The sequence below is a fragment of the Microscilla marina ATCC 23134 genome, from assembly GCF_000169175.1.
Lineage (GTDB): Bacteria > Bacteroidota > Bacteroidia > Cytophagales > Microscillaceae > Microscilla > Microscilla marina.
Window position 1 is genome coordinate 89,850 of the sequence record NZ_AAWS01000026.1, and the last position, 21,736, is coordinate 111,585.

The 21,736-nt window shown below is 39.5% G+C and carries 19 protein-coding genes; 11 read left to right on the plus strand and 8 right to left on the minus strand.

The window, feature by feature from the left end; translation table 11 throughout:
* Window positions 1-20: 20 nt before the first annotated feature.
* From M23134_RS22145 to M23134_RS22155, 3 genes are read right to left on the minus strand one after another with little or no spacing between them, the layout of a single operon-like run.
* Window positions 21-1,037, minus strand: coding sequence for a glycosyltransferase family 9 protein (locus tag M23134_RS22145; RefSeq protein WP_004156231.1), 1,017 nt, complete (start codon window positions 1,035-1,037; stop codon window positions 21-23).
* 42 nt (window positions 1,038-1,079) lie between these two features.
* Window positions 1,080-2,099 (minus strand): glycosyltransferase family 9 protein, encoded by a 1,020-nt coding sequence (locus M23134_RS22150; RefSeq protein WP_004156232.1) that lies wholly within the window; start codon window positions 2,097-2,099, stop codon window positions 1,080-1,082.
* Window positions 2,100-2,147: 48 nt separating this feature from the next.
* Entirely contained in the window at window positions 2,148-2,912 is a 765-nt protein-coding gene (locus M23134_RS22155; RefSeq protein ID WP_004156233.1) for a glycosyltransferase family 2 protein, read from the minus strand.
* 200 nt (window positions 2,913-3,112) lie between these two features.
* Between M23134_RS22155 and M23134_RS22160 the strand changes: the two genes are divergently transcribed.
* The 4 genes from M23134_RS22160 (at window position 3,113) to nadD (ending at window position 5,603) form a co-directional block, all read left to right on the plus strand.
* Window positions 3,113-3,715: a sigma-70 family RNA polymerase sigma factor gene (locus M23134_RS22160; RefSeq protein ID WP_045114100.1), complete on the plus strand. Its 603-nt coding sequence runs from the start codon at window positions 3,113-3,115 to the stop codon at window positions 3,713-3,715.
* Between the two features lie 122 nt (window positions 3,716-3,837).
* Window positions 3,838-4,134, plus strand: a complete 297-nt coding sequence (locus tag M23134_RS22165; protein WP_045114101.1) for a hypothetical protein — start codon at window positions 3,838-3,840, stop codon at window positions 4,132-4,134.
* Between the two features lie 54 nt (window positions 4,135-4,188).
* The gene (gene gmk / locus M23134_RS22170) at window positions 4,189-4,821 is read left to right on the plus strand and encodes a guanylate kinase (RefSeq protein ID WP_004156236.1); all 633 of its coding nucleotides are present in this window, start codon (window positions 4,189-4,191) and stop codon (window positions 4,819-4,821) included.
* A gap of 209 nt (window positions 4,822-5,030) precedes the next feature.
* On the plus strand, window positions 5,031-5,603 hold the full coding sequence (nadD, locus tag M23134_RS22175) for a nicotinate (nicotinamide) nucleotide adenylyltransferase (protein ID WP_004156241.1): 573 nt from the start codon (window positions 5,031-5,033) through the stop codon (window positions 5,601-5,603).
* 89 nt (window positions 5,604-5,692) lie between these two features.
* Here nadD and M23134_RS22180 read toward each other — a convergent pair whose 3' ends face one another.
* A complete protein-coding gene (locus M23134_RS22180; protein WP_004156243.1) occupies window positions 5,693-5,929 on the minus strand; it encodes a hypothetical protein in 237 nt (78 codons plus the stop codon).
* A 41-nt stretch (window positions 5,930-5,970) separates the two neighbouring features.
* Complete coding sequence (locus tag M23134_RS22185; RefSeq protein ID WP_004156244.1) at window positions 5,971-6,180, minus strand: hypothetical protein; 210 nt, start codon at window positions 6,178-6,180, stop codon at window positions 5,971-5,973.
* A gap of 295 nt (window positions 6,181-6,475) precedes the next feature.
* On the opposite strand from M23134_RS22185, the gene carA reads away from it, so the two are divergent.
* Window positions 6,476-7,609 carry a glutamine-hydrolyzing carbamoyl-phosphate synthase small subunit gene (carA, locus tag M23134_RS22190; RefSeq protein WP_045114113.1) on the plus strand — a complete coding sequence of 378 codons (1,134 nt, stop codon included), beginning with the start codon at window positions 6,476-6,478 and terminating at the stop codon, window positions 7,607-7,609.
* 265 nt (window positions 7,610-7,874) lie between these two features.
* On the opposite strand, the gene M23134_RS22195 is transcribed toward carA, so the two are convergent.
* The 3 genes from M23134_RS22195 to fusA all read right to left on the minus strand — a co-directional run bounded on the left by M23134_RS22195 (window position 7,875) and on the right by fusA (window position 13,163).
* Window positions 7,875-9,524, minus strand: coding sequence for an IS1634 family transposase (locus tag M23134_RS22195; RefSeq protein ID WP_002695583.1), 1,650 nt, complete (start codon window positions 9,522-9,524; stop codon window positions 7,875-7,877).
* 140 nt (window positions 9,525-9,664) lie between these two features.
* A complete protein-coding gene (locus tag M23134_RS22200; protein ID WP_004156252.1) occupies window positions 9,665-10,726 on the minus strand; it encodes a Fic family protein in 1,062 nt (353 codons plus the stop codon).
* A gap of 343 nt (window positions 10,727-11,069) precedes the next feature.
* Window positions 11,070-13,163: an elongation factor G gene (fusA, locus tag M23134_RS22205; RefSeq protein ID WP_004156254.1), complete on the minus strand. Its 2,094-nt coding sequence runs from the start codon at window positions 13,161-13,163 to the stop codon at window positions 11,070-11,072.
* Between the two features lie 870 nt (window positions 13,164-14,033).
* Here fusA and M23134_RS22210 point away from each other — a divergent pair.
* The 6 genes from M23134_RS22210 (at window position 14,034) to M23134_RS22235 (ending at window position 21,597) form a co-directional block, all read left to right on the plus strand.
* Complete coding sequence (locus M23134_RS22210) at window positions 14,034-14,435, plus strand: hypothetical protein (RefSeq protein WP_045114102.1); 402 nt, start codon at window positions 14,034-14,036, stop codon at window positions 14,433-14,435.
* 96 nt (window positions 14,436-14,531) lie between these two features.
* Entirely contained in the window at window positions 14,532-15,158 is a 627-nt protein-coding gene (locus M23134_RS22215; RefSeq protein WP_004156258.1) for a DUF1684 domain-containing protein, read from the plus strand.
* Window positions 15,159-15,265: 107 nt separating this feature from the next.
* A complete protein-coding gene (locus M23134_RS22220; protein ID WP_004156262.1) occupies window positions 15,266-16,150 on the plus strand; it encodes a hypothetical protein in 885 nt (294 codons plus the stop codon).
* 252 nt (window positions 16,151-16,402) lie between these two features.
* Window positions 16,403-17,479: an NAD(P)/FAD-dependent oxidoreductase gene (locus tag M23134_RS22225; RefSeq protein ID WP_004156264.1), complete on the plus strand. Its 1,077-nt coding sequence runs from the start codon at window positions 16,403-16,405 to the stop codon at window positions 17,477-17,479.
* A gap of 103 nt (window positions 17,480-17,582) precedes the next feature.
* Window positions 17,583-20,840, plus strand: a complete 3,258-nt coding sequence (locus M23134_RS22230; protein WP_157558589.1) for a PD40 domain-containing protein — start codon at window positions 17,583-17,585, stop codon at window positions 20,838-20,840.
* A gap of 226 nt (window positions 20,841-21,066) precedes the next feature.
* The gene (locus M23134_RS22235) at window positions 21,067-21,597 is read left to right on the plus strand and encodes an RNA methyltransferase (RefSeq protein WP_004156276.1); all 531 of its coding nucleotides are present in this window, start codon (window positions 21,067-21,069) and stop codon (window positions 21,595-21,597) included.
* The last annotated feature ends 139 nt before the right edge of the window (window positions 21,598-21,736 follow it).

A 21,736-nucleotide genomic window follows, 5' to 3' on the forward strand; every position in this document is an offset into this window, starting at 1 on the left:
TCTTTAAAAAAAGGAAGTAATTAATGGTTTAGAAAGCCTTCAATAGTTTGTTTTACCTGATCGACACTAATAGCCCTGACACAAGCACAAACATTGCTTTTGCGACAATCATTACATTTTTTATCCAGCCCAAGGTAATGTGCCTGCTTGCCTACCGGTTGCCATCTGCCAGGGTGCATAGGGCGTATGGGAGGGTAAATGCCCAAGGTATGAATACCCATGGCAGAGGCTATATGCAAAGGACCAGTACTACCTGCCAAAAAGCCATTGGCCTTGCTGGTCAGTGCTACCAGTTCAGGCAGGCTCAACTTACCAGTAAGGTCGTGTACATGAGGAAAATTAAAAATATCGGGCGCTTGTTGTTTGATAAGGTCACCTTCAGCTTTGATACCTGTAATCAATACCTGAAACTTGTTGGCAGGCAATGCCTCGACCAATTGTGTATAATTAGCGAGCCCCCATTCTTTGGCGCTACCCTTCGACTTAGGGTGAATGATCAGGTTAAATCTATCAGGCGAAAGCCATCGAATAAAATCATTGTCAGGTGTTGCCTTTGGGTCAGGTTCCAGCCCATACCATTGCTTTATTTGTTCCAGAGTCGGGTTAGTAAGCAGTCCTAGCGGAGCAAACAGCTTAAAATTGAGTTGTGCTTCGTGCAGCTCAGATTGCTTGCGGGTAAAGTTTACTTTTTGGTTGCAATAAAGCCAATGATACCATCGATGACTTGTGCCAACCCTTAGAGGTATACGGGCTTGTTTGGCGGCTTTGGCTACTTCTTTGTCGGGAGCGGCAAACACAATGGCCTGTGCCTGTAAGTTTGCCAGAATGGTAGAATCTTGTGCCACGCTTTCTTTGTCAATGAACTGGTCGACAAACTTACTGGATTCGATGACTGCACGGGTATAAGATTTACCCAAAAAATACACTTTAGTAGTAGGAGCAATTGATTTGATATATCCTGTCATAGGGAGCGTAAGCATTACGTCTCCCAGGTTATCGGTACGGCTAATGATAATACTTTCGGGCAGCTTTTTCAATGATGAACAAATTATACTGATACCATTCTTTTGCTTGTTCCCTTATTTAGGGTCAGAGGTATACACCTCAGGCAATTCAAAGTTAAATTTAATGTCTTGCATACATTTAAAGTGTCCCTTGGGGCAATGGCTTTTGCCAGATTTTGAGCAAGGGCGGCAATTGAGATCATTGTTTTCTAAAATAACATGAGGGGTGTCATACGGGTAAAACCCCAAGGTAGAGGTTCCACCATAAACGGCATAAATTTGTTTTTGAAAAGCGGCTGCGATATGGGTAAGCCCAGTGTCTTGCCCAAAAACAAGTTCAGCTTGTTTTACTATAGAAGCCGACTGACTAATGCTTAGTTGATTACAGGCATTAAATATAGCCAGGTTACCAGCAGGTTTATTGGCAAAATGAGCAACTATTTTATCTCCGGTTATTTGATCTTCTTTGCCTCCAATAAGTACCAAAGGGCGGTTAATTTTTTCGCATAATTCCAGCATGCGGTTTAAGGGTAATATTTTGGTAAACTGGCTGGCGCCAATCACAAAAGCCACATATCCTTTGTGGTGGGTGGCAGGCAAAAATTGTTGAATATCAACTTCTTGCTCTTTAGGTATAAAAAAATCTAATCCTTTGCCGTCATACTGTACACCCAATGGTTGAATGGTTTGCAAATAACGATCTGCCACATGCAAGTTGGGCATTGTTTTTACCTTAAATTTTACAAATAACCAACGGCGTAAGGTGAATTTATGATAACTATAGGTTTTACGTCGAAGTTGCAGACGCATTAAACGTGTGCGCACATTTTTGTGTAAGTCGATGATGATATCAAACTTTTCTTTTTTGAGGTCAGACACCAGCTCACTGAGGCTATCTTTTAAAAAATGTAGTTGGTCTATATAGGGGTTAGCTATCACCATTTCTCTATACACATACTTGGTACAGAAGTGTATTTCAGCATTAGGAAGTTGTTGTTTGAGTACACGCACCACAGGTGATGTCCACACAATATCACCAATTGCTGAAAACCTGATGATTAATATTTTTTGTTTCTTATTTTTTGTAATACTCATATTTGAATAGGCGTCCGTTTCCTCAATATTAATTCTTTTCAAAAAAGCTTATTTATTTTTTTGCTGTTGTTGATATTCCCTCAGTTTTACATATTTCAGAAAAGTAGTTTGGGCATCCATGATACCAATAACAAAACCATAATAACCACTCAAAAAGCCACGCTTTAATAGATAAGCTTTTAAAAAAGCAACCAAAGGTTTGGTCACAATCAAAAATACATTGGAACGCTTGCCTTTGTCGTAATAACTTTTGGCAGAAATAGATGAGAATTTATTCATTTGACTTATGTGCCCCTCTACCGAATAGTAACTGTAGTGGAGTAGGTTGCCCTTAAGGTGAACTATTTTGGCACCTTCTTCCATCATAAACTCGTCGTGTGGATTCAAACCTCCCCAAGCTCCTTTGTGGCTTTTCCATAAACGCAACTTAGTATCAGGGTACCATCCTCCGTACCACATCCATTTGCCACAATAATTGGTTACCCGATTCATCTTATAACCATCCGCCGTCCAGTTTTCTTTCACAGCCAAAATAGATTGGCGTAATTCATCGTCCAGCGCCTCGTCTGCATCCAGCGACAACACACAGGGGTGAGTAGCTTGGGTAATGGCATAGTTTTTTTGTTCTATGTGCCCTTCAAATTTGTGTTGTACAAACTTTACTCCTCGCTTAAGACATATAGCTTCTGTACCATCAGTAGAAAAAGAATCTACAATCACAATTTCATCTGCTACACCTTGCAATGAGTCAATGCAGCGTCCAATGTTTTGTTCTTCATTATAAGTAATAATAACTGCGCTTATTTGAGGCATAAAAGATTTATCTCAGACATTGGGAAATTTACAAACAGCCACAAAGTTAAACATTATTCATAAGAATTTACCCTATTCATTCACTGCTTGTTGTAGCACCCGTGACAGATGGCAAAACATCGCCTTGTTTATTGCATAAATCAAGAATAAAGCATTAGTTTTGTTTGATAGTTTACAGGAAGATAACCCCAGGTTTGGCAATGGAAACAACACCTCAAAAATATTCGGAACAAGAAAAAGAAAATATATTTAATCTGGAGTTTATGCCTCATATTGATGCGGCGTACAACTACGCTTTTCATTTAACCTTAAATGAAGACAACGCCAAAGATCTTGTGCAAGATACCTATTTGCGTGCATTTCGTTTTATAGAATCTTTTCAGAAAGGAACTAATGCCAAAGCGTGGTTGTTCAGAATATTGAAAAATAACTTTATTAATAACTTCCGTAAAAAAGTAAAAGAACCTGCCAAAGTTGATTATCAGGAAGTTGAAAGTATCTACAACTCTGAAGATACCGAGCTCAATGTTACTGCAGATCTGCGGGTAGAAGTGCTCCAGAGTATGATAGGCGACGAAATAGCCAACGCGCTCAATGCGCTGGCAGTAGACTTTCGTACAGTAATTATTCTCTGCGATATAGAAGGATTTACTTATGAAGAAATGTCTAAAATACTGGATATTCCTATAGGTACGGTACGCTCCAGACTACACCGGGCTCGAAATCTTTTAAAAGAAAAATTAAAAGATTATGCCGAAAAAATGGGTTATGAGGACAAGCGCAAGTCAAAAAATAATGCTTAGTATGCCTTTAGCTTATAACTAACTGCACCAATATGTATGGGTAATTAAGGACTTATCGTGACTTATAACTTCTAAAAGCACCTTTTTAATTAAAAATTTAAACCTTTATTTCTGTTATTGATATGTGGTCATCAATAAAAAAACTATTTACGTTCGGAGGAAGCAAGTCCGACTGTGGGTCAAAATGTAAAGATCCTCAAATATGCCTGGATAAACTACAGTTAGTGGTAGACAACGAAACTGATCCTGAAAAAGCAGCCCAGATTCTGGAGCAAATAAAAGACTGTAAAATGTGTACTGATTGCTACGAGCAAAACAGTTGCCTGAAAGATTTATTGCATAATAAAATAGAGCGCAAAGCAGTCCCACAAGATTTGATTGATTGTATCAAGTCGAAACTTAAAGAAGAAGGCAGTTAAAACATCATTCTCTGTTTTGTTTTGTATTTTGTAGTTTAGTGCGCATTTTTGTGCATGGAAAACAATTTTTCGGAACAAAAGCACGCCACACCAACTCCTACCCAAGGAAAGGTGATTATATTTTCAGCACCGTCTGGCTCTGGAAAGACCACTATAGTACAACATTTATTAAAAAATCAAGCACAATTCGGTTTTTCTGTATCTGCCTGCACCCGTAACAAACGCGTACATGAAACCCATGGAAAAGATTATTACTTTTTGACTGTGGAAGAGTTTAAACAAAAAATAGATGCACAGGAATTTGTAGAGTGGGAGGAGGTGTACAAAGACAATTTTTATGGCACACTCAAGGCAGAAGTAGAAAAAATTCGTAATACTGGAAAACACGTATTGTTTGACGTAGATGTAAAAGGAGGCATTAACCTTAAAAGTTATTACCAAAACGATGCATTGTCTATTTTTGTGAAAGTACCCTCTTTAGAAGTCTTAGAAAAACGTTTGCGTGCCCGTAATACCGAAACTGAAGAAAGTTTACAGCGCCGATTGGCGAAAGTAAAAAAAGAACTACAAGATCAGGACAAGTTTGATATTATTGTAGTAAATGAAACCCTAAAAGACACTTTGGTAAATGTAGATGAGATTATTCAAGACTTTATAAGCCCCAAATCAATCAATCAAATTACTTAGGAACATGTTCAAAATAAGTGTCGAGATTGAGGGCATATATTCAAGACTGACTGAGGCACTTTTATAGCTACGGCGAAAACCGATGGCTGCAGCCCTGCTGCGCCGGGCTCTGCCAAAGGCTAAAAGTAACGAAAGTCAGTAAAGAGGATTTGTTCTAAATCGGACAGTTATTGCGATCACGTTCCTTAAACTAACTAATTTCACAATCAATGAAAATAGGTTTGTTTTTCGGTTCCTTCAACCCCATCCATATCGGACACTTGATTATAGCCAATACAATGGCAGAAAACACCCACCTCGAAGAAGTGTGGTTTGTGGTTTCGCCGCAAAATCCTTTTAAGAAACAAAAGTCATTGTTGCACGAGTTTGACCGCCTAGATATGGTAGAAAAAGCCATCCAGGATAATTATAAGCTCAAAACCTGCGATGTAGAGTTTCATTTGCCTCGTCCCAGTTACACCATCGATACGCTCACAGTGCTACAGGAAAAACACCCAGATCATGAGTTTGGTTTGATCATGGGGGGTGACAACCTGAGTCACTTTCATAAATGGAAAAACTACGAGCAAATTCTTGAGTACTTTAGATTATATGTATACCCGCGCCCCGATTCGCGCCCCAGCGATTTAGACAAACACCCCAAGGTTAGTTTTGTAGAGTCACCTTTAATGAGTATCTCTGCCACTTTTATTCGCAAAAGTATCAAAGCACAAAAATCTATCAGATACCTGGTACCCGAATCGGTAGATTTGTACATCAAAGAAAAGAGGTTTTATCTATAGCATTTCTTATGTTGCGGAATATAAAAAAGCGTTGCCAATGATTTTATAATCATTGGCAACGCTTTTTTTGTTTACCTGTGGGTGATTGATTATTTATTTCTGCTAATATAGATTTTACGTCCACGGTCATTCAAATAATAAATGCCTTTGTTGTTTTTGCTAAACTTTCGCCCAATAAAAGGTTTCTGAGCATTTGCTTGGAGGTGTCTTACTGTAGGCTTGGCACCCGACCAGTAGATTTGTTGTTTGCTACCTCTACGCGATGGTTTGTACACATAGTTGCGGGTGTTTACTGCTATTCGGCTTTTAATCAGGTGACTTTTCAATACATACCCCTCGTATTCCCCTTCGCCTTTGAGTTTTACATTTACATACGCCCAAATACTGTTAGACGATTTTCAAGGCTTACCAAGTCTACCTTCATTACCTCACAACCAGCGTGCAACACTGCTTGAACATCGGAAGATACTGCGGGTTTTTCAAACAAATTGGAATTACTTACTTTAATGTAAGCCGTTTGAGCCATGGCAAAAGAAGTGATCAGTAAAGCCATGTAAGTAATGATAATTTTTTTCATTGATATTTAATTTAACTACGCGGTTCGTATTTTAATAATGCAAATATCTATAATTATATTAAGTAATCAAATACTAAATTGTACTTAGCTAAGCAAATTTTTTTGCAGTTTTTACTATAAAAACTTTAACTTTCTGTATTTGAGTAGGTTTATGGTATTTGTAAGCAATGCCTTGTTTCTAAAAAAAATGACAAATGAAATAGTCTTGTGTGTACAAACTATGCTGAATGGTGGGAGTGAGAGGAAGGGGCAGAGAAGAAAAACAAAAAAATACAGCGCAAAAATTATAATATCAATGCACAAGCTACTAACTTGCGCATCTAAAAGTGAAGATATAAATTATTATATGGAGGCTGTTTTACTTTTAGAAGATCAGACCATTTTTCGAGGCAAAGCCTTGGGCAAAATTGGTACTACTACAGGCGAGTTGTGTTTTAATACTGGTATGACCGGATACCAGGAGATATACACCGACCCATCTTATTTTGGGCAAATCGTCATCAATACCACCTCACACATTGGTAACTACGGAACCATCGACGAAGACAATGAGTCGAGCAGTGTGAAAATAAACGGAATGGTATGCAATTATTTCTCACCCATTTATTCCCGCAAAACTGCTGATAGTTCGCTCCAAGATTACCTGGAAGCTGCCAACTTGGTAGGCATAAGCGATATAGATACCAGAGCATTGGTAAAGCATATTCGGCACAAGGGAGCAATGAACGCAGTTATTTCTTCAGAAAATACTGACCTTGAATTTTTGAAAACTAAATTGGCTGAAACTCCTTCAATGGATGGTCTGGAGCTTGCCTCTAAGGTAACTACTACGGAACCTTACTTTGTGGGCAGTGAAGGTGCCAGGTTTAGGGTGGCAGTGCTTGATCTAGGGATCAAAACCAACATTCTGAACAATTTCCACGAGCGTGATTGTTACTGTAAGGTGTTTCCTGCAAAAGCTTCTTTGGAAGAAATGCAAGAATTTCAACCTCACGGCTACTTTATTTCTAATGGACCTGGCGATCCGGCATCTATGCCTTATGCAGTTGAAACAGTGAAAGAAATGCTGGCAACCAATACTCCAGTATTTGGTATTTGTTTGGGGCACCAGGTAATTGCCTTGGCAATGGGGGTAAAAACCTATAAAATGCATAATGGGCACCGTGGCTTGAATCACCCTGTCAAAAACCTCATTACAGGTAAGAGTGAAATTACTTCGCAAAACCACGGTTTTGGTGTAGACCGCAAATCGGTTGAGGGCAACAAGGACATCATTGTTACTCATGTAAACCTCAACGATGATACGGTAGCAGGCATTAAGATTAAAGGCAAGAAAGCATTCTCGGTACAATACCACCCTGAGTCTTCGCCGGGTCCGCACGACTCTCGTTATTTGTTCGACGAGTTTATTCGCCTCATGGCAGATTAAAATACATCATTTATCAAAAGCTTCCCTATTTGAATTAGGAAGTATTCAATAAGTTTTTGTCCCACACCTAAAGCGGCTATTAAGCAGGCTTTAGGTGTTTTTTTATTTACTCCCGAAGCCTGTTGGTTTGATCAAATGCAAATACATGTAGAGTGGATAGAAAGACAAGGATATTTGTTGTATCAAACTAAGGCACATATACCCGACTTTCCGCACCTGTGTAGCTAAAACCGAGTAATTTATTAAACCACTGTTTATGAGGCGTTTATTCAAGGAGATAGTATTTCCTAACTTCTTGCCCCAGTAACCTAATGACCTTTGTATGCATCTCATTCATATTAAGAATGAGCATAGGTTGTTCTTGATTAACCCACAAGCAGTGAATGCCTCTAAAAAACTCGAAAATCCATTTCATTGTGGGTTTTTGAGTTTCTTTTTTAGTTTGATCCAGGACAAACTCCTTTTCCTGCTGCAGGTTTTTTCTTAATTCTCTCTCCAAAGCTGCATACACCATCAGCGACAATGCCATAATCATGAGTATAGCTTCAAGTCTCTCTGGCTTTTTTACAAAGAAGCTATCAGCAAGGAAAGCTTTATCTTTCAAAAACCTAAAACCTTTCTCGACATTAGATTGTCCTTTGTAAGCCAGTAGTTTATGTCCATTCCCCCACCTTTGTGCTGTATCATTGGAAGCAATCACAAACTTGCCCTGTTTTTGTCTTAGTTGTTCATAGTGTGTGAGTTTGGTTAGTGGACACCCTGTAATACGATACCCTATGGTCTGTTTTTGAGCTCCTTTGGGAGGTTTACCTGGTTTTTTAAACCCCTTGACTTGTTGAAAATTCAGGTCTTCTATTGACAAGTACTGGCACTTTTTTGAAAATTGTTCCCAGGCTTTTTCTGCATCCTGTTTACAGCTAAAAACCTTTTTGCAAAGCTTGATAAAGTCTTGGTGCTCTTCACTGCTTTTTTTTAGGTAACGTTTTTTCAAACTATGAACATCTCGCTTATAACCTGCCTCAGAAAAGACAACCATCCATTCTTGTCTTACACCTCCATAGCTGTTGCATACTTTCTGGTAGCGGTAGTTTTTCAATTTTTCTTCTGTGAAGAATTGCATATGCTCTGGCTGTACCTGTAGGAGTAATTCTTGAACAGCAGTAAGCTTGGAAGGAACACGGGTGATCCAATAATGCCGACCTGAGATTTTACCGATGGTTTCCTCAGTGTATAAGGCACTATCTGCCACCCAACATATAGGCTGACCATTATTCTGCAAACGTTCTACATAATCATCAATGGTTTGACCAAAGCTTGTTTGGTCACTTGTATTGCCATGCAAACCTTCCATAAGCAAAGGTATGCCTGAGGAGTTTTCTACTACCAAGTTAAGCATTACCTGATTTAGGTCAGGGCGGTGATCCCGGCTGTAACCTTGGGTGATGTGAAGGCAAGAAACCTCTGCTTCGTTAAGTTCACTATTATATTGCCCTTCCAACCCAAAACTGGTCGCATCCAAGTGGCGAAACTCTGAGTCTACTTCTTCTGACAAACCCAGTATTTCATAACTCTGTGCAGCCAAATGGCTGAATAACTCACTTACACCAAAGGCATACAAATCATCCAAGCAACGACCAAGACGATCATCATTGAACATTTCTGCGCTTAGATTTTCTCCTAATAAGTGAGCAACAGGCTTATCAGAAAAAAAATGAGGACTCAGGTATAAGCGACGCTCGGCAAAACCTAAACCATTTAAAATCAAGGCTTTGACGCAAGTACCTGTGCTTACTTGATGAAGCCCATTGGTGTTAGGTAAAAGCTCATCTATTTTAGAGCTCAAGTTTAAACGATCACACATGCCACTTACCAACCCTAAGTGGTCAAGGTTTTTACTTATGGGAAATGATTGCATACCAAAAAGTAAAACTTTTGGTCGACATAAAAAAATAATGCTTTTGCAATCAAGTGATTACATCAATTATTTGTTTTCCCGAACATACGTGCGGAAAGTCGGATATACCACAAATGTGTGATTGGTTGATAGTATAAATTTTAAAGTAGCAATATATTGTATAAGCGTTCATTTATGTAATAATTAGCTTGCCCTAGTTTGGCTTTCTTAAGAAAACCATCATTAGCTAAAGTATTTAAATAATTGGCTGCAGTCTTTCGTGAAACACCTAAGTCTTTTTCCATAAATTCAATTTTTGTATATGGGTGTTTAAATAAGTTATTTAATAAATCCTGACTATAAAATTTTTTATACTGTGCTCTAATTGAATGTTTGTACTCAGACATTAATTGTTGTATATTTTTTACTACTTGAATTGTTTCGTTAGCAATGTTTTCTACGCCTGTTATAATGTAGAGAAGCCAAGGTTCCCAGTTGTTTGTTTCTCTTACATCTTGCAACAATCTATAGTATTCAGTCTTATTTGCAATAATGTAACGGCTCAGGTATAAAATGGGTAATTCGAGTAAGTCTTTAATTACTAGGTAAAGCACATTAATAATACGTCCAGTCCGTCCATTGCCATCATAAAAAGGGTGAATACTTTCAAATTGATGATGTATTATAGCCATTTTTATTAATGGATCTAAATCTGATAAGTCGTCATCATTAATAAACCTCTCTAGGTTTGTCATCAATTCTTGTATTTCTTGGGCGTTTTGTGGTGGCGTATATACTACCTGACCTGTAGTAGCATTTGTGAGCGTAGTCCCAGGGTTTGCTCTGAGCCCAGCATTATTTTTTTCAAGAGTTTCCTGTATTTTTTGTATTTGATTAACTGTTAAAACCTTGTGTGTAGATATTAAATCAAATCCATGTTTTAGTGCCGCAATATAATTCTGAACTTCTTTTGCTTCTAGTGATTTAATACCTTCTAAACTTAATTCGGCTTTGTATAAATCGTCGTGTGTAGTGATAATGTTTTCTATAGCACTACTATCTTTTGCCTCCTGCAGTACCAATGCATTAATTAAAATAGCTGCATTAGGGATACTAGATACTACTCCTTTTAATTCAGCTAGTGCTTTGTTTGCAGTATTTACTTTTTTTAATACTTGTTTAGTTTCTAAGTCGTATGGTAATGGTAGTTTTTGAATACTCATATTAGAATAAAAGTGGAAATTTTACTCAAAGGAAAATAGATATGGGAAGAAAATCAAAAAATCTACCCAAAGGAAAATAGATATGGGAAGAAAATCAAAAAATCTACCCAAAAGAAAGTAGATAGAGAAAATGTATACTAAGATGAAAGTGATTACCTGCGGTGAGCTCGTCATAGCAAGCTGTAGACTCGACTTTTAGGATTTACAGGATTGATTAATGTTGGTATTCAGGCAATTAGTCAAAATCCATCCTCAAAACCATTTTTGTTTAAGTATAATAATGAATTTGTAGCCTCACCACAAAAAATAACCCCGTTCCTTGTACAAGAAACGAGGTTTGTATCTATGCCAGTATATTTAACTGTTCCAACACCTTGTTTTCAAGTTGTTTAGGAACTTTGGCATATTGCAAAAAGCTCAAACTGGCAGACGCACGCCCCGAAGATAAACCACGGATGGCGGGTACATAGCCAAAAAGTTCACTCAAGGGGACTTCTGCTTTGACAATCTGCGATCCGGCTTTGGTTTCCAAGCCTACAATCATACCCCGGCGGCGGTTAATGTCGCCATTAATCACCCCAGTGTATTCTTCAGGAGTGGTAGCCTCTACCATCATTACAGGTTCAAGCAAACAAGGTTTTGCCATGGGAGCTGCCTCTTTGAATCCTTCCAGTGCTGCTTGTTCAAAATCTTGTGCAGTAGAGTCATTCTCATGAATACCACCATCAAACAAACGTACTTGCATCGATTCTATCGGATACCCCGCCAATATACCCTGCTGCATACCGAGTTCGAAGCCTTTTCTCACTGAAGGAATAAACTCTTGAGGAATTGCCCCTCCTTTGATGTTGCTTATAAACTCTAGCCCAGGTTTACCATCTTCGCGTGGCGATAATTCAAAGGCTATTTTGGCATAACTACCACTGCCACCGTTTTGTCGCTTAAGCAAATATGTATGTTTTACCGACTGAGTAAGTACTTCTTTATAAGCTACTTGAGGAGCCCCTTTTCGGATACTAAGTTCAAAATCGTTTTGCATACGATCTATCACTACCTCAAGGTGCAACTCGCCCATACCACGCAGTATAGTTTGCCCGGTTTGGTGGTTTACCTCCAGTTTTATCGAAGGGTCTTCCTCTTTTACTTTTTCAAGCGCTTTGCCCAGTTTATCGGCTTCTTTTTGGTTTTGAGCTTCTATAGCATATCCAATGACTGGCTCAGGAAACTGCATGGCTTCCAACACTATAGGTTGTCCTTGGGCAGTTAAAGTATCCCCAGTACGGGCATCTTTGAGTCCCACGACGGCACAAATATCACCAGCCGAAGCTTGGTCGATGCCTTCATATTTATCAGACAAAATTTGCCGCAAACGACTTGCCCTGACTTTTTGCCCAGTACGCATATTGTTTACAAAATCGCCCCGGTTAAGCACCCCAGAGTATACCCTGACCAGCGCCATTTTACCCACAAACTTGTCTACCAACACCTTGAAAACCAGCCCCGAAAATGGCGCATTAACGGTTGTTTGACGCACTTCTTCCTGTTCGGTTTCAGGGTTTATACCCACTACTTCGCTTTTGTCTTGAGGCGAAGGCAAGTAGTCAATGACAGCATCAAGTAAGGGTTGTACCCCTTTGTTTTTATATGCCGAACCACCCAATACAGGAGTGATGTGCATTTGCAAAGCAGCTTGCCTGATGGCACGCATAAGGTCGGCTACTGTGATGCTTTCAGCGTTTTCTACATACTTGCTTAACAACACCGGGTCATACTCAGCTACTTGTTCTAGCAAATGTTCACGCCAATGCAACGCTTCTGCCTGCCACTCTTCAGGAACCGGAAGTCGTTGGAAGGTTTGCCCTACATCGTCATCGTTCCAGACAATAAAATTCATGTTTAATAAATCAATTACGCCCCTAAAATCGTCTTCAGCCCCCACTGGAAGCTGCAAAGGCACAGCATTCGTTTTCAAACGTTGCTTCATTTCAGCCACTACTCTCAAAAAATTAGCTCCTTTGCGATCCATTTTATTCACAAAAGCCAATCTTGGTACTCCATAACGGTCGGCTTGTCGCCATACAGTTTCTGATTGAGGCTCTACTCCCGAAGCAGCACAAAACAACATGACTGCTCCATCGAGTACTCGCAGTGAGCGTTCTACCTCTACGGTAAAGTCTACGTGCCCTGGAGTGTCTATCAGGTTGAACTGATATTTTTGCCCCTGATGTTGCCAAAAGGTAGTAATAGCGGCAGAAGAAATAGTAATGCCTCGTTTTTCTTCTTGTGGGTCGCTGTCCATGGTAGTGTTACCGTGGTGCACTTCGCCCATTTTATGAATCATTCCAGTGTAGTACAATATGCGTTCAGTAGTGGTAGTTTTTCCAGCGTCTACATGCGCCATTATACCCAGGTTACGAAGGTTACTTAACTTTTTCATAAGATAATTGATTTTAAAAATTGAACTAAAATTTAATAGCAAAGCTGATGAAAGGACACAAAAAAAGCCTCCCTAAGAATAGAGAGGCTCTTGACAATGACTTACAGGTGTGTTGAATCACCAGTTCAGCATCGACAATAGGCATCTGTTCTTAGAGGGTAAATCCCTAAGAGGCAAAGTCATGAAAAGTAATTTGCTTATCTGAATAAGCGTTTGAACAGATTGTCGATACATCATTTTATACAGTATTTTTATGCGTTTTACGGCAGTAATAAACTACAAGTAAAACTGACTCAATCATCATCAGTTAACTTTACTAGCTTGATTTTTTACATAAAAAAAGCCTTTCCCAAAAAAGGAAAGGCTTCAATAGTGTGTGTGTTGTTTTTATATCTATTGATTTGAACCTTACAATTTTAGGCATAATCGGAGTGCATCATTATCTATCCAGATAATGCGTACCGAAGCAATGGCTTCTATGCGATTATGTATGTAAGGGTTTGACATTTCTAATTTAAACTTCTTCTTTCAAAACTACGATAAACGCAATGAAAGGTTTCATTAATGCAAAGGTAATGATATTTTTTTAACAAAAAAAGCCTACATATTCTTGATAAACTGAAGAGTTTTAATTGTAATTAAACAAAGATTTGTGCTTTTGCTGATTTATAGTTTCAGCAAAAATATCATGGCATTCGTTTTTACCCTTTTAATGAACCTTTTATATTCATAACTCACCATCGGCTTATCCAATAACCTCCTTTTTTGTGCTTTTAAAGCAGTTTTTTGGCAACAACGTTCACGTTATTTTCGTTTTTGTTGTCATCTTGTCACACTAAAAACCTTAAAGTATTTAAACACACACAAACAATGAAAAAGCTACTTGATGAACACTATGTACTTGTACAATTAGATGAAGAATATAATATAATTGAAGTGATCTGGAGAAAGTTTGCTATGAGCAGACAATATCGCCAAACTATAGAGACCGCGTATCAGGCTATTGTAGAATATAATGTGACTGGTTGGTTGTCGGATATGACCCATGCAAGTGTGGTAGCAATGGAAGACCAGCATTGGATGAAAAATGTGATGATCCCAAAAGGGATAGCAGCAGGGATTGCCAAGGCAGCGATTGTAAAGTCGGAAGATATTAATAGCCAAAAGTTTGTCAGAAGCGTTGAGTCTGGTATGAGGAGCTTTTCTAGTGGGCATTTCGCCTCTATTGAAGAAGCCCGTGAGTGGCTTAAGAAAGAAACTGTATTGAATTAAGGAAGGTTTAATATAAACACCATCTGCTTGATATTTATCAGGAATGAGTTGATATTGAACCTGAATAGATTCAATATCAACTCATTTTTTCGTGCAATGAAGCGTAAGTTATTATTTGTATTCACCTTATTGCTAAGTTTTCAGGTATATAGCCAGGCGCAAGGTGATTTTAACCCCAAAAAATACAAAAAGACGATTAAGTGTGAGCGAAAGACCAAGGACAAAGAAATGAAAAAAGGGGAGCAATTAAGCAAGGTTGATCGGCGTAAGTTTAAACGGCTCAAATACTACAAGGTAGACATTACTTATCGAGTGCTTGCCAAAATGAAGTTGACGCCTAACACTGATTTTTTTGATATGGTGACTTCCAGTGGTCAAAAGCAAAAGTATCGTCAATATGGAATTTTGCACTTTGAGCTACAAGGCAAAAAACTCACCTTACCTGTATATCAAAGTCGGCGTTTGATGCGATTACCCCAATACAAAACTCATCTTTTTATGCCTTTTACCGACCTTACCAATGGCAAGTATATCTATGATGCCGGGCGTTACCTTGACCTGCGAATTCCTCCTCAAAATACCTCCGGTTTTATCATCGATTTTAACAAAGCTTACAACCCTTATTGTGCTTATAACCCTAGTTATTCCTGCCCTATTCCACCCCCTGCCAACCATTTGAACATGGCTATAAAAGCAGGAGAGAAGAAGTTTAAAAAGCATTAACGCTAAGTTCGTGCGTGTCATTTTTCGAAAAAAGGAGTTGCCAGGAGGGTTTCTGATGGGATTGTTGTACCTTAATTTTGATTATAATTATCAAAAACTTACATACAATGATTCAGAACCAAATGAATGACCAACCAAACAATAAGGCAGGTGACGAAAAAATGAAAAAGGCGTATAAACTTGCCAAAAGTTTGCTCAAAGACCGCCTGGACAACGAAGAAAAAGAGTTGCTCGAAAATATAGACCAATCAGATGTGGTGGTAGTCAGTGGTACCTACGATCATATTCACCTTGTACTTACTCACCTCAATTTGCCTTTTATAGAAGTAAACCATTCACAGTTTTTGGAACTACGCCTCAAAGGAGATCAAACTGTATTTGTAAACTGTGCGGCAGATTTTCCGCCAGAAGGCGCTCGTAAACTGGCTACTTTTGTGGCAAAAGGAGGACAATTGATTACCACCGACTGGGCACTTAAAAACGTGCTGGAGGTGGGGTTTCCTAACACGGTAGCTTACAATGGCAAACCCACAGGCGACGAAGTAGTACGCATTGAGTTGTTAGATCGTGAAGATCCCGTGATTGCAGGTTTTTTGGATGAAGAAACCGAGCCAGTATGGTGGCTGGAGGGGTCGTCTTACCCTATCAAGATACTGGACAAAGAAAAGGTAAAAGTGTTGATGAAGTCGAAAGAGTTAGGCGAGAAATACGGCGATGATCCGGTAATTGTACGCTTTAACCACGGTGATGGGGTAGTGTACCATATGTTGTCTCATTTTTATTTGCAACGTACCGAAACCCGCGAAGCCAAACAAACAGGGTCTGCATCAACTTACGCAATGTCGAAAGGTGCTACCTCTGAGACCATGGCACAGTACAACAACGAAGGCGAAGGGGTGAATTATGGCGAAGTACAATCGGCAAGTACCTCGGCAGAGTTTGTGTCGAGAGCTATACTTAGGCAAAAAAAGAAGTGGAACCCCAAAAAATGAAACCAACGGAAATAGAGTCAGGCAAATAGAGTCAAACAAAACAGTATTTTTGTTAGCCTGGCAAGTTGCCAGCGTTTTATACAATAGGGGTAACCTTGTTTTAATTAATCTTGTGATTGCTGTCAACTCACTCTATTTATTGTACTTTTGTTGACCGAACGAAAACTTGTACTGACATACACCCATTGATGGCGGAATTGTAGCAATAAGTTTTAAACTTTTTACAACATCGTGTAGTTTTTTGAAAATATAATGAAGGTAGATTATTTGATTGTAGGGCAGGGCATTGCAGGTACGGCACTTTCGTACACCTTGCTACAGCAAGGCAAAAAGGTGTTGGTAACTGATATGCCTTATGCGGGGAGCTCTTCGAGAGTAGCAGGGGGTGTTTGCAATCCGATTACGGGCAGAAAACTAGTAAAGACCTGGAAAGCCGATGAGCTTTTTCCTTTTTTAAAAGCTTTTTATCAAAGCTTGGAAAAGACATTAAACACACAGTTTTTTTATCCCCGACAAATCTATCGTACATTTAAATCGGTAGAGCAACGTGACCAATTGCTTGAGAAAAGTGTTCAGAACGAGTGGGAGCATTTTTTTGATACCAAGGTAAACGACCAACTTTACGAGCCTTTTTTAGATGCCCCAATGGGAGGTTGGCAAACCAAACAAGGAGGCTGGCTTGATACATCGAAGCTGTTAGATGCGTATTGTCAGTATTTACAAACCCTGGGGAGTTATCGAAAGGTGGAACTGGTGTATGATGATGTACAAGTAACACCCCACAAAGTGCTATGGAAGGATGTGGAGGCAACACACCTTATTTTTTGTCAAGGCATGCAAGGTAAGCATAACCCTTATTTTGCCCAAATGCCTTTTAGGTTGGTCAAAGGTGAGCTGTTGCATATCAAAATAGACCAACAACCACCCCTGGAAAATGTCATTAGTCAGGGAGTATTTATGTTGCCATTGTCAGACGCGCCTGGTGAATATTTGGTGGGGGCAACTTACGAATGGAGAGACTTGAGCACTGTACCCACCGAAAAAGCCAAGGCACAGTTGCAAGAAAAACTGAATAAATGGCTTAAATTGCCCTACGAGATTTTGGGACAAAAAGCAGGAGTTCGCCCCGCTACACTAGACCGTCGTCCTTTGGTGGGTTTGCACCCCGATTATCCAGCCATTGGTTTTTTTAATGGCTTAGGCACCAAAGGTGTGTCATTAGCGCCTTATTTTGCCCGTCACTTGGTGGGGCATATCGAGCAAGGGGCACCGTTAAACGAAGAAGTAGACTTGATGCGTTATTGGGAGCACCCAATTGATAAATCTTGATAGTATACAACCTGACTGACCATATAGAATAATAAAAACTGGTTTTATAGTATTATCAAAAAGAAATAACTCTTTCACACACTTTCATTTTCATTGCTAACTTATGAAAGATTACTTAAAACGAATACAATGCCTACCCATATTAATGCTTATCGGGCTGCTTGGCCTGTGGGCACCACAAAGTTATGCGCAAAACTCTAAAGTAACTTTTGGTAAAAACCGTGTGCAGTATAAGGCGTTTCGCTGGAGGGTGTTGAGCACTGCTAACTTTAATGTGTATTATTATGACAACGGTGCGCGTATGGCAAACTTTGCGGCGTTGTTTTTGGAAGATCAGTTTGATCGTATTACTGATTTGTTGGGGTATACGCCCTATGCCAAAACTAAAGTTTTTGTGTATAATTCGGTCACCGACTTGCAGCAAAGCAATGTAGGGCTTGATAAAGACTTTGTGGGCAATGGAGGAAAAACCAATTTTTTTAAGGCGCAGGTAGAAGTACCCTATACGGGGAACGAAACCAGGTTTAAGCGAGAGCTAAAGCTGGGGATTTCGCAAATGTTTATCAATGAAATGATGTTTGGCGGAAGCCTGAAAGATATGTTGCAAAGCTCTTATATAGGGAGTTTCCCTGAGTGGTTTTTGGAAGGAGCCGCCGCCTATGTTGCCGAGGGGTGGAGCGAAGACATGGACAACTACATGCGTGACTTATTTATTCATCGCAAGCGTCGCAATCCTAACATTACCTCTGGGCAGGAAGCCATTTATGTGGGGCAGTCGGTATGGAACTTTATTGCCGAAAAATACAGCAAAACAAACATTTCTAACATTTTAAATCTTGCCCGTATTATCAGAAATGAAAAGAACAGCATCTCCAGTTCGTTGGGGGTGCGTTATCGTCAGTTTATGCGTGCCTGGCGCAACTATTATCGCGACTTGTCGAACCTTGCCAAAGAAGGAACCGAAGAAGCCCCTAAAGATTTTTCGGTGCGCAGGCGCAACCCCAAGAAGTACCTATATAATCACGTCAAAATAAGCCCTGATGGTAAGTTTATCGCTTACTCTGAAAATAGAAACGGGAAATTTTGTGTGATAGTGAAAGACTTGACTACCAAAAAAAGGAAGATCATTTATAAGGGAGGCTACCACGCCATTTATCAGCGTTTTGATAACAACATTCCATTGATAGGCTGGCAAGATGAGCGCCGTTTGGCCATAGTATATGCGCACAAAGGTGAAACCAAACTCACGGTATATGACGTTTTGCGCAAGAAACGTACCTTTGAGCGGGTATGGTTTTTCTTTAATCATATTACAAGCTTTGATATTTCGCGCGATGGCAAACATTTGGTCATGAGTGCTGATCGTAAAAATGATGTAAAGATTAAAGCGGGACAAAATGATTTGTATACGTTTGATCTGGACAACTCTATCTTAAAAAAACTGACTGATGATTGGTACGACGATATGAACCCGACTTTTGTGGGGAATTCAAACAAAAAAATATTGTTCTCTTCTAACCGCCCTTCTGATTCATTGAAAAGAGTAACGGCACAGCAAACCGGAAACTTTGACATGAACACCGAAAATTTTGACATTTTTATATATGACCCAACCGTAAGCAAACAAGCCTTACAAAGGGTGACTTACACGCCCGATAAAGAAGTTGAGCCTACCTTACTAAACCGGAATACTTTGCTTTATCTCAATGACGAAACAGGGATTTACCAATTGTATAAGCACAACCTACGCACTGGCAAAGTAACCCAGCTGACCAACTATAGTCAAAGCATCGAAGCGTTTGATGTCAATAACTTTACCAAAGGGTTGGGCTTTTTGACGTTGCGTAAAGGAAGGTACTATGTCAATTATAAAAGCAATTTTGACTTTAACCAAACCCCCTCCAATGTGTTTCAGACTTTGCGCAAAGAAATGTTGAATAAGCGCTACTCTACAAACAACATCAACAATAAAACAAAATTTCCTGTCATCAATATTAACAACAACACCTCTGATACTACCAAAAACATTGGCTATGCCGATGATGAGGTAAACACTGATGACTACCAGTTTGACCCTGAGGTAATCAAAGAAATACAAAAGAAGGCAGGAATTATTGACAAAATTGTAAACAAGGCAACAGACACAACAAATAAAAAAGAAAAGAAAGTAAAGGTAAAAGGTCCCTATGACTATGAACCCCGTTTTCGCACCGAGAATGTAACTTCTACTGTAGAGATTGACCCGCTAAGGGGGTGGGGGGTAGTATTAAAAATTGCCATGTCTGATATGTTGGAAAACCACAAAATTAATGCAGGGCTGTTATTTATTACTGATTTGCGCAGTAGTACATTTTTTGGCGAGTATCAATACCTGGGGGGGCGATTTGACTATAAGTTTCGCTACGAAAAAGCCAATATATTTATCAATCAAGACCCTGTGTCGCAACGTTATACCAGAAATAACCTGGAAGCCACAATAGCCTACCCTTTTACTAACTTGAGTCGCATTAGTGTAACTCCTTTGTATACGGTTACTCAATTTACCAACCTAAGACCCCAGGCAAGCGCTCTGGCCCAACCAGAGGTCAATGTAAATTATGGTGGATTGCGCATGGAGTATGTGTTTGACAATACCGTATCGCGTGGATTGAATATGTTGATGGGTACCCGTATCAAGGCAAAGTTTGAAAACTTTTTCGGAGTAGGAGCTGCACTCGAAAGTTTCAACAAGTTTACGGTGGAGTTTAGACGTTATACCCAAATTCACCGCGACTTGATCTTTGCCACGCGTATTTCTTATGGACAATTTGGGGGCAATGCTCCTAAGAGTTTTTTGCTGGGTGGTATGGATAACTGGATTTTTAACCAAACCGATGGGGGAGGAGCGGATAACCCACTGGCAGTAACCTCTAGTGAACAAAACAACAGTGATTTATTATTTACTGAGTTTGTAACAAGCATGCGAGGGTTTAATTACAACAAATTGTCGGGAACCAACTATATCTTAGGTAACTTCGAGTTACGTTTGCCTATAGTAAAATATTTATTTGGTAAGCGCATTACTTCTAACTTCTTCAAAAATCTACAGTTTATTGGTTTCTTTGATGTAGGCTCTGCCTGGACAGGCCCTAGCCCGCTCAATGAAGAGAACAGCTTGAACACCCGAAATATAGGAGGACCACAAAGTCCATTTAAAGCCACCGTAACCGACTTTAAAGACCCATTTATCAGTAGTTATGGAGTAGGAGTACGCACCATGTTACTTGGCTATTATGCCAAGCTCGATGTAGCCTGGGGCATAGAAGATGGACTGGTAGCACCCAAGCCTAAGTTTTACATTACTTTTGGCAACGATTTTTAAGCCAAGAGCTTACATTGCTGACAGCTTCAAGTGAGACCTGTTTAACTGCGTCGAACCCATCAGAGCATCAACCCCTGGGACATGATACCTTTAAGCGATCAATAGTAGGCTTTATCTACCGTTGATCGCTTTTTTATTTAGTTTGGGGCGAGCCTTATCATTTGGTTTGCAACTTCTGACCTAAGCTTGTAACTTGCTGTTTTTTTACTTTGAAGCTAAATGCAATATGCGCAAACTCCAAAACGAAGAACTAGACCGCTTGTCGGTAGAAGACTTTAAAGAAACTCCCAAAAAACCAGTAGTGATAGTGTTAGACAACATCAGAAGCATGCACAATGTAGGGTCGTCTTTTAGAACCAGTGATGCTTTTTTGGTAGAGAAAATTTACCTCTGCGGTATTACCGCAAAACCTCCCCACCGCGAAATTCAAAAAACTGCTTTAGGAGCTACCGAGTCAGTTGCCTGGCAGCACGTAGCAACTACTGAAGAAGCCCTGGCTACCTTAAAACAAGAAGGGTGGACTATAGTGGCTATCGAACAAGTAGACAAGAGTGTGTCGTTGGAAAAGTTTAACTTTGAGGCAGACAAAAAATATGCTTTCGTATTTGGCAACGAAGTATTTGGGGTAGACGAAGAAGTAGTAAAGCAAGCCGACGTGTGTATAGAAATTCCGCAGTTTGGTACGAAGCATTCGCTCAATATTTCGGTGAGTATGGGGGTTGTTATCTGGGACTACTTTAGTAAAATGCAAAGGTAAAACTTCTTGTTTGGTGGAAGTGAAATGAATGTTTGCATACCTTTTGAACCTACGGGTTAATTTTTACCTTATACAATAGCATAAATAAAAGAATAAATGTTGTTTTGCAGTGTATTAGGTGTTGTTTTTGATTACCTCA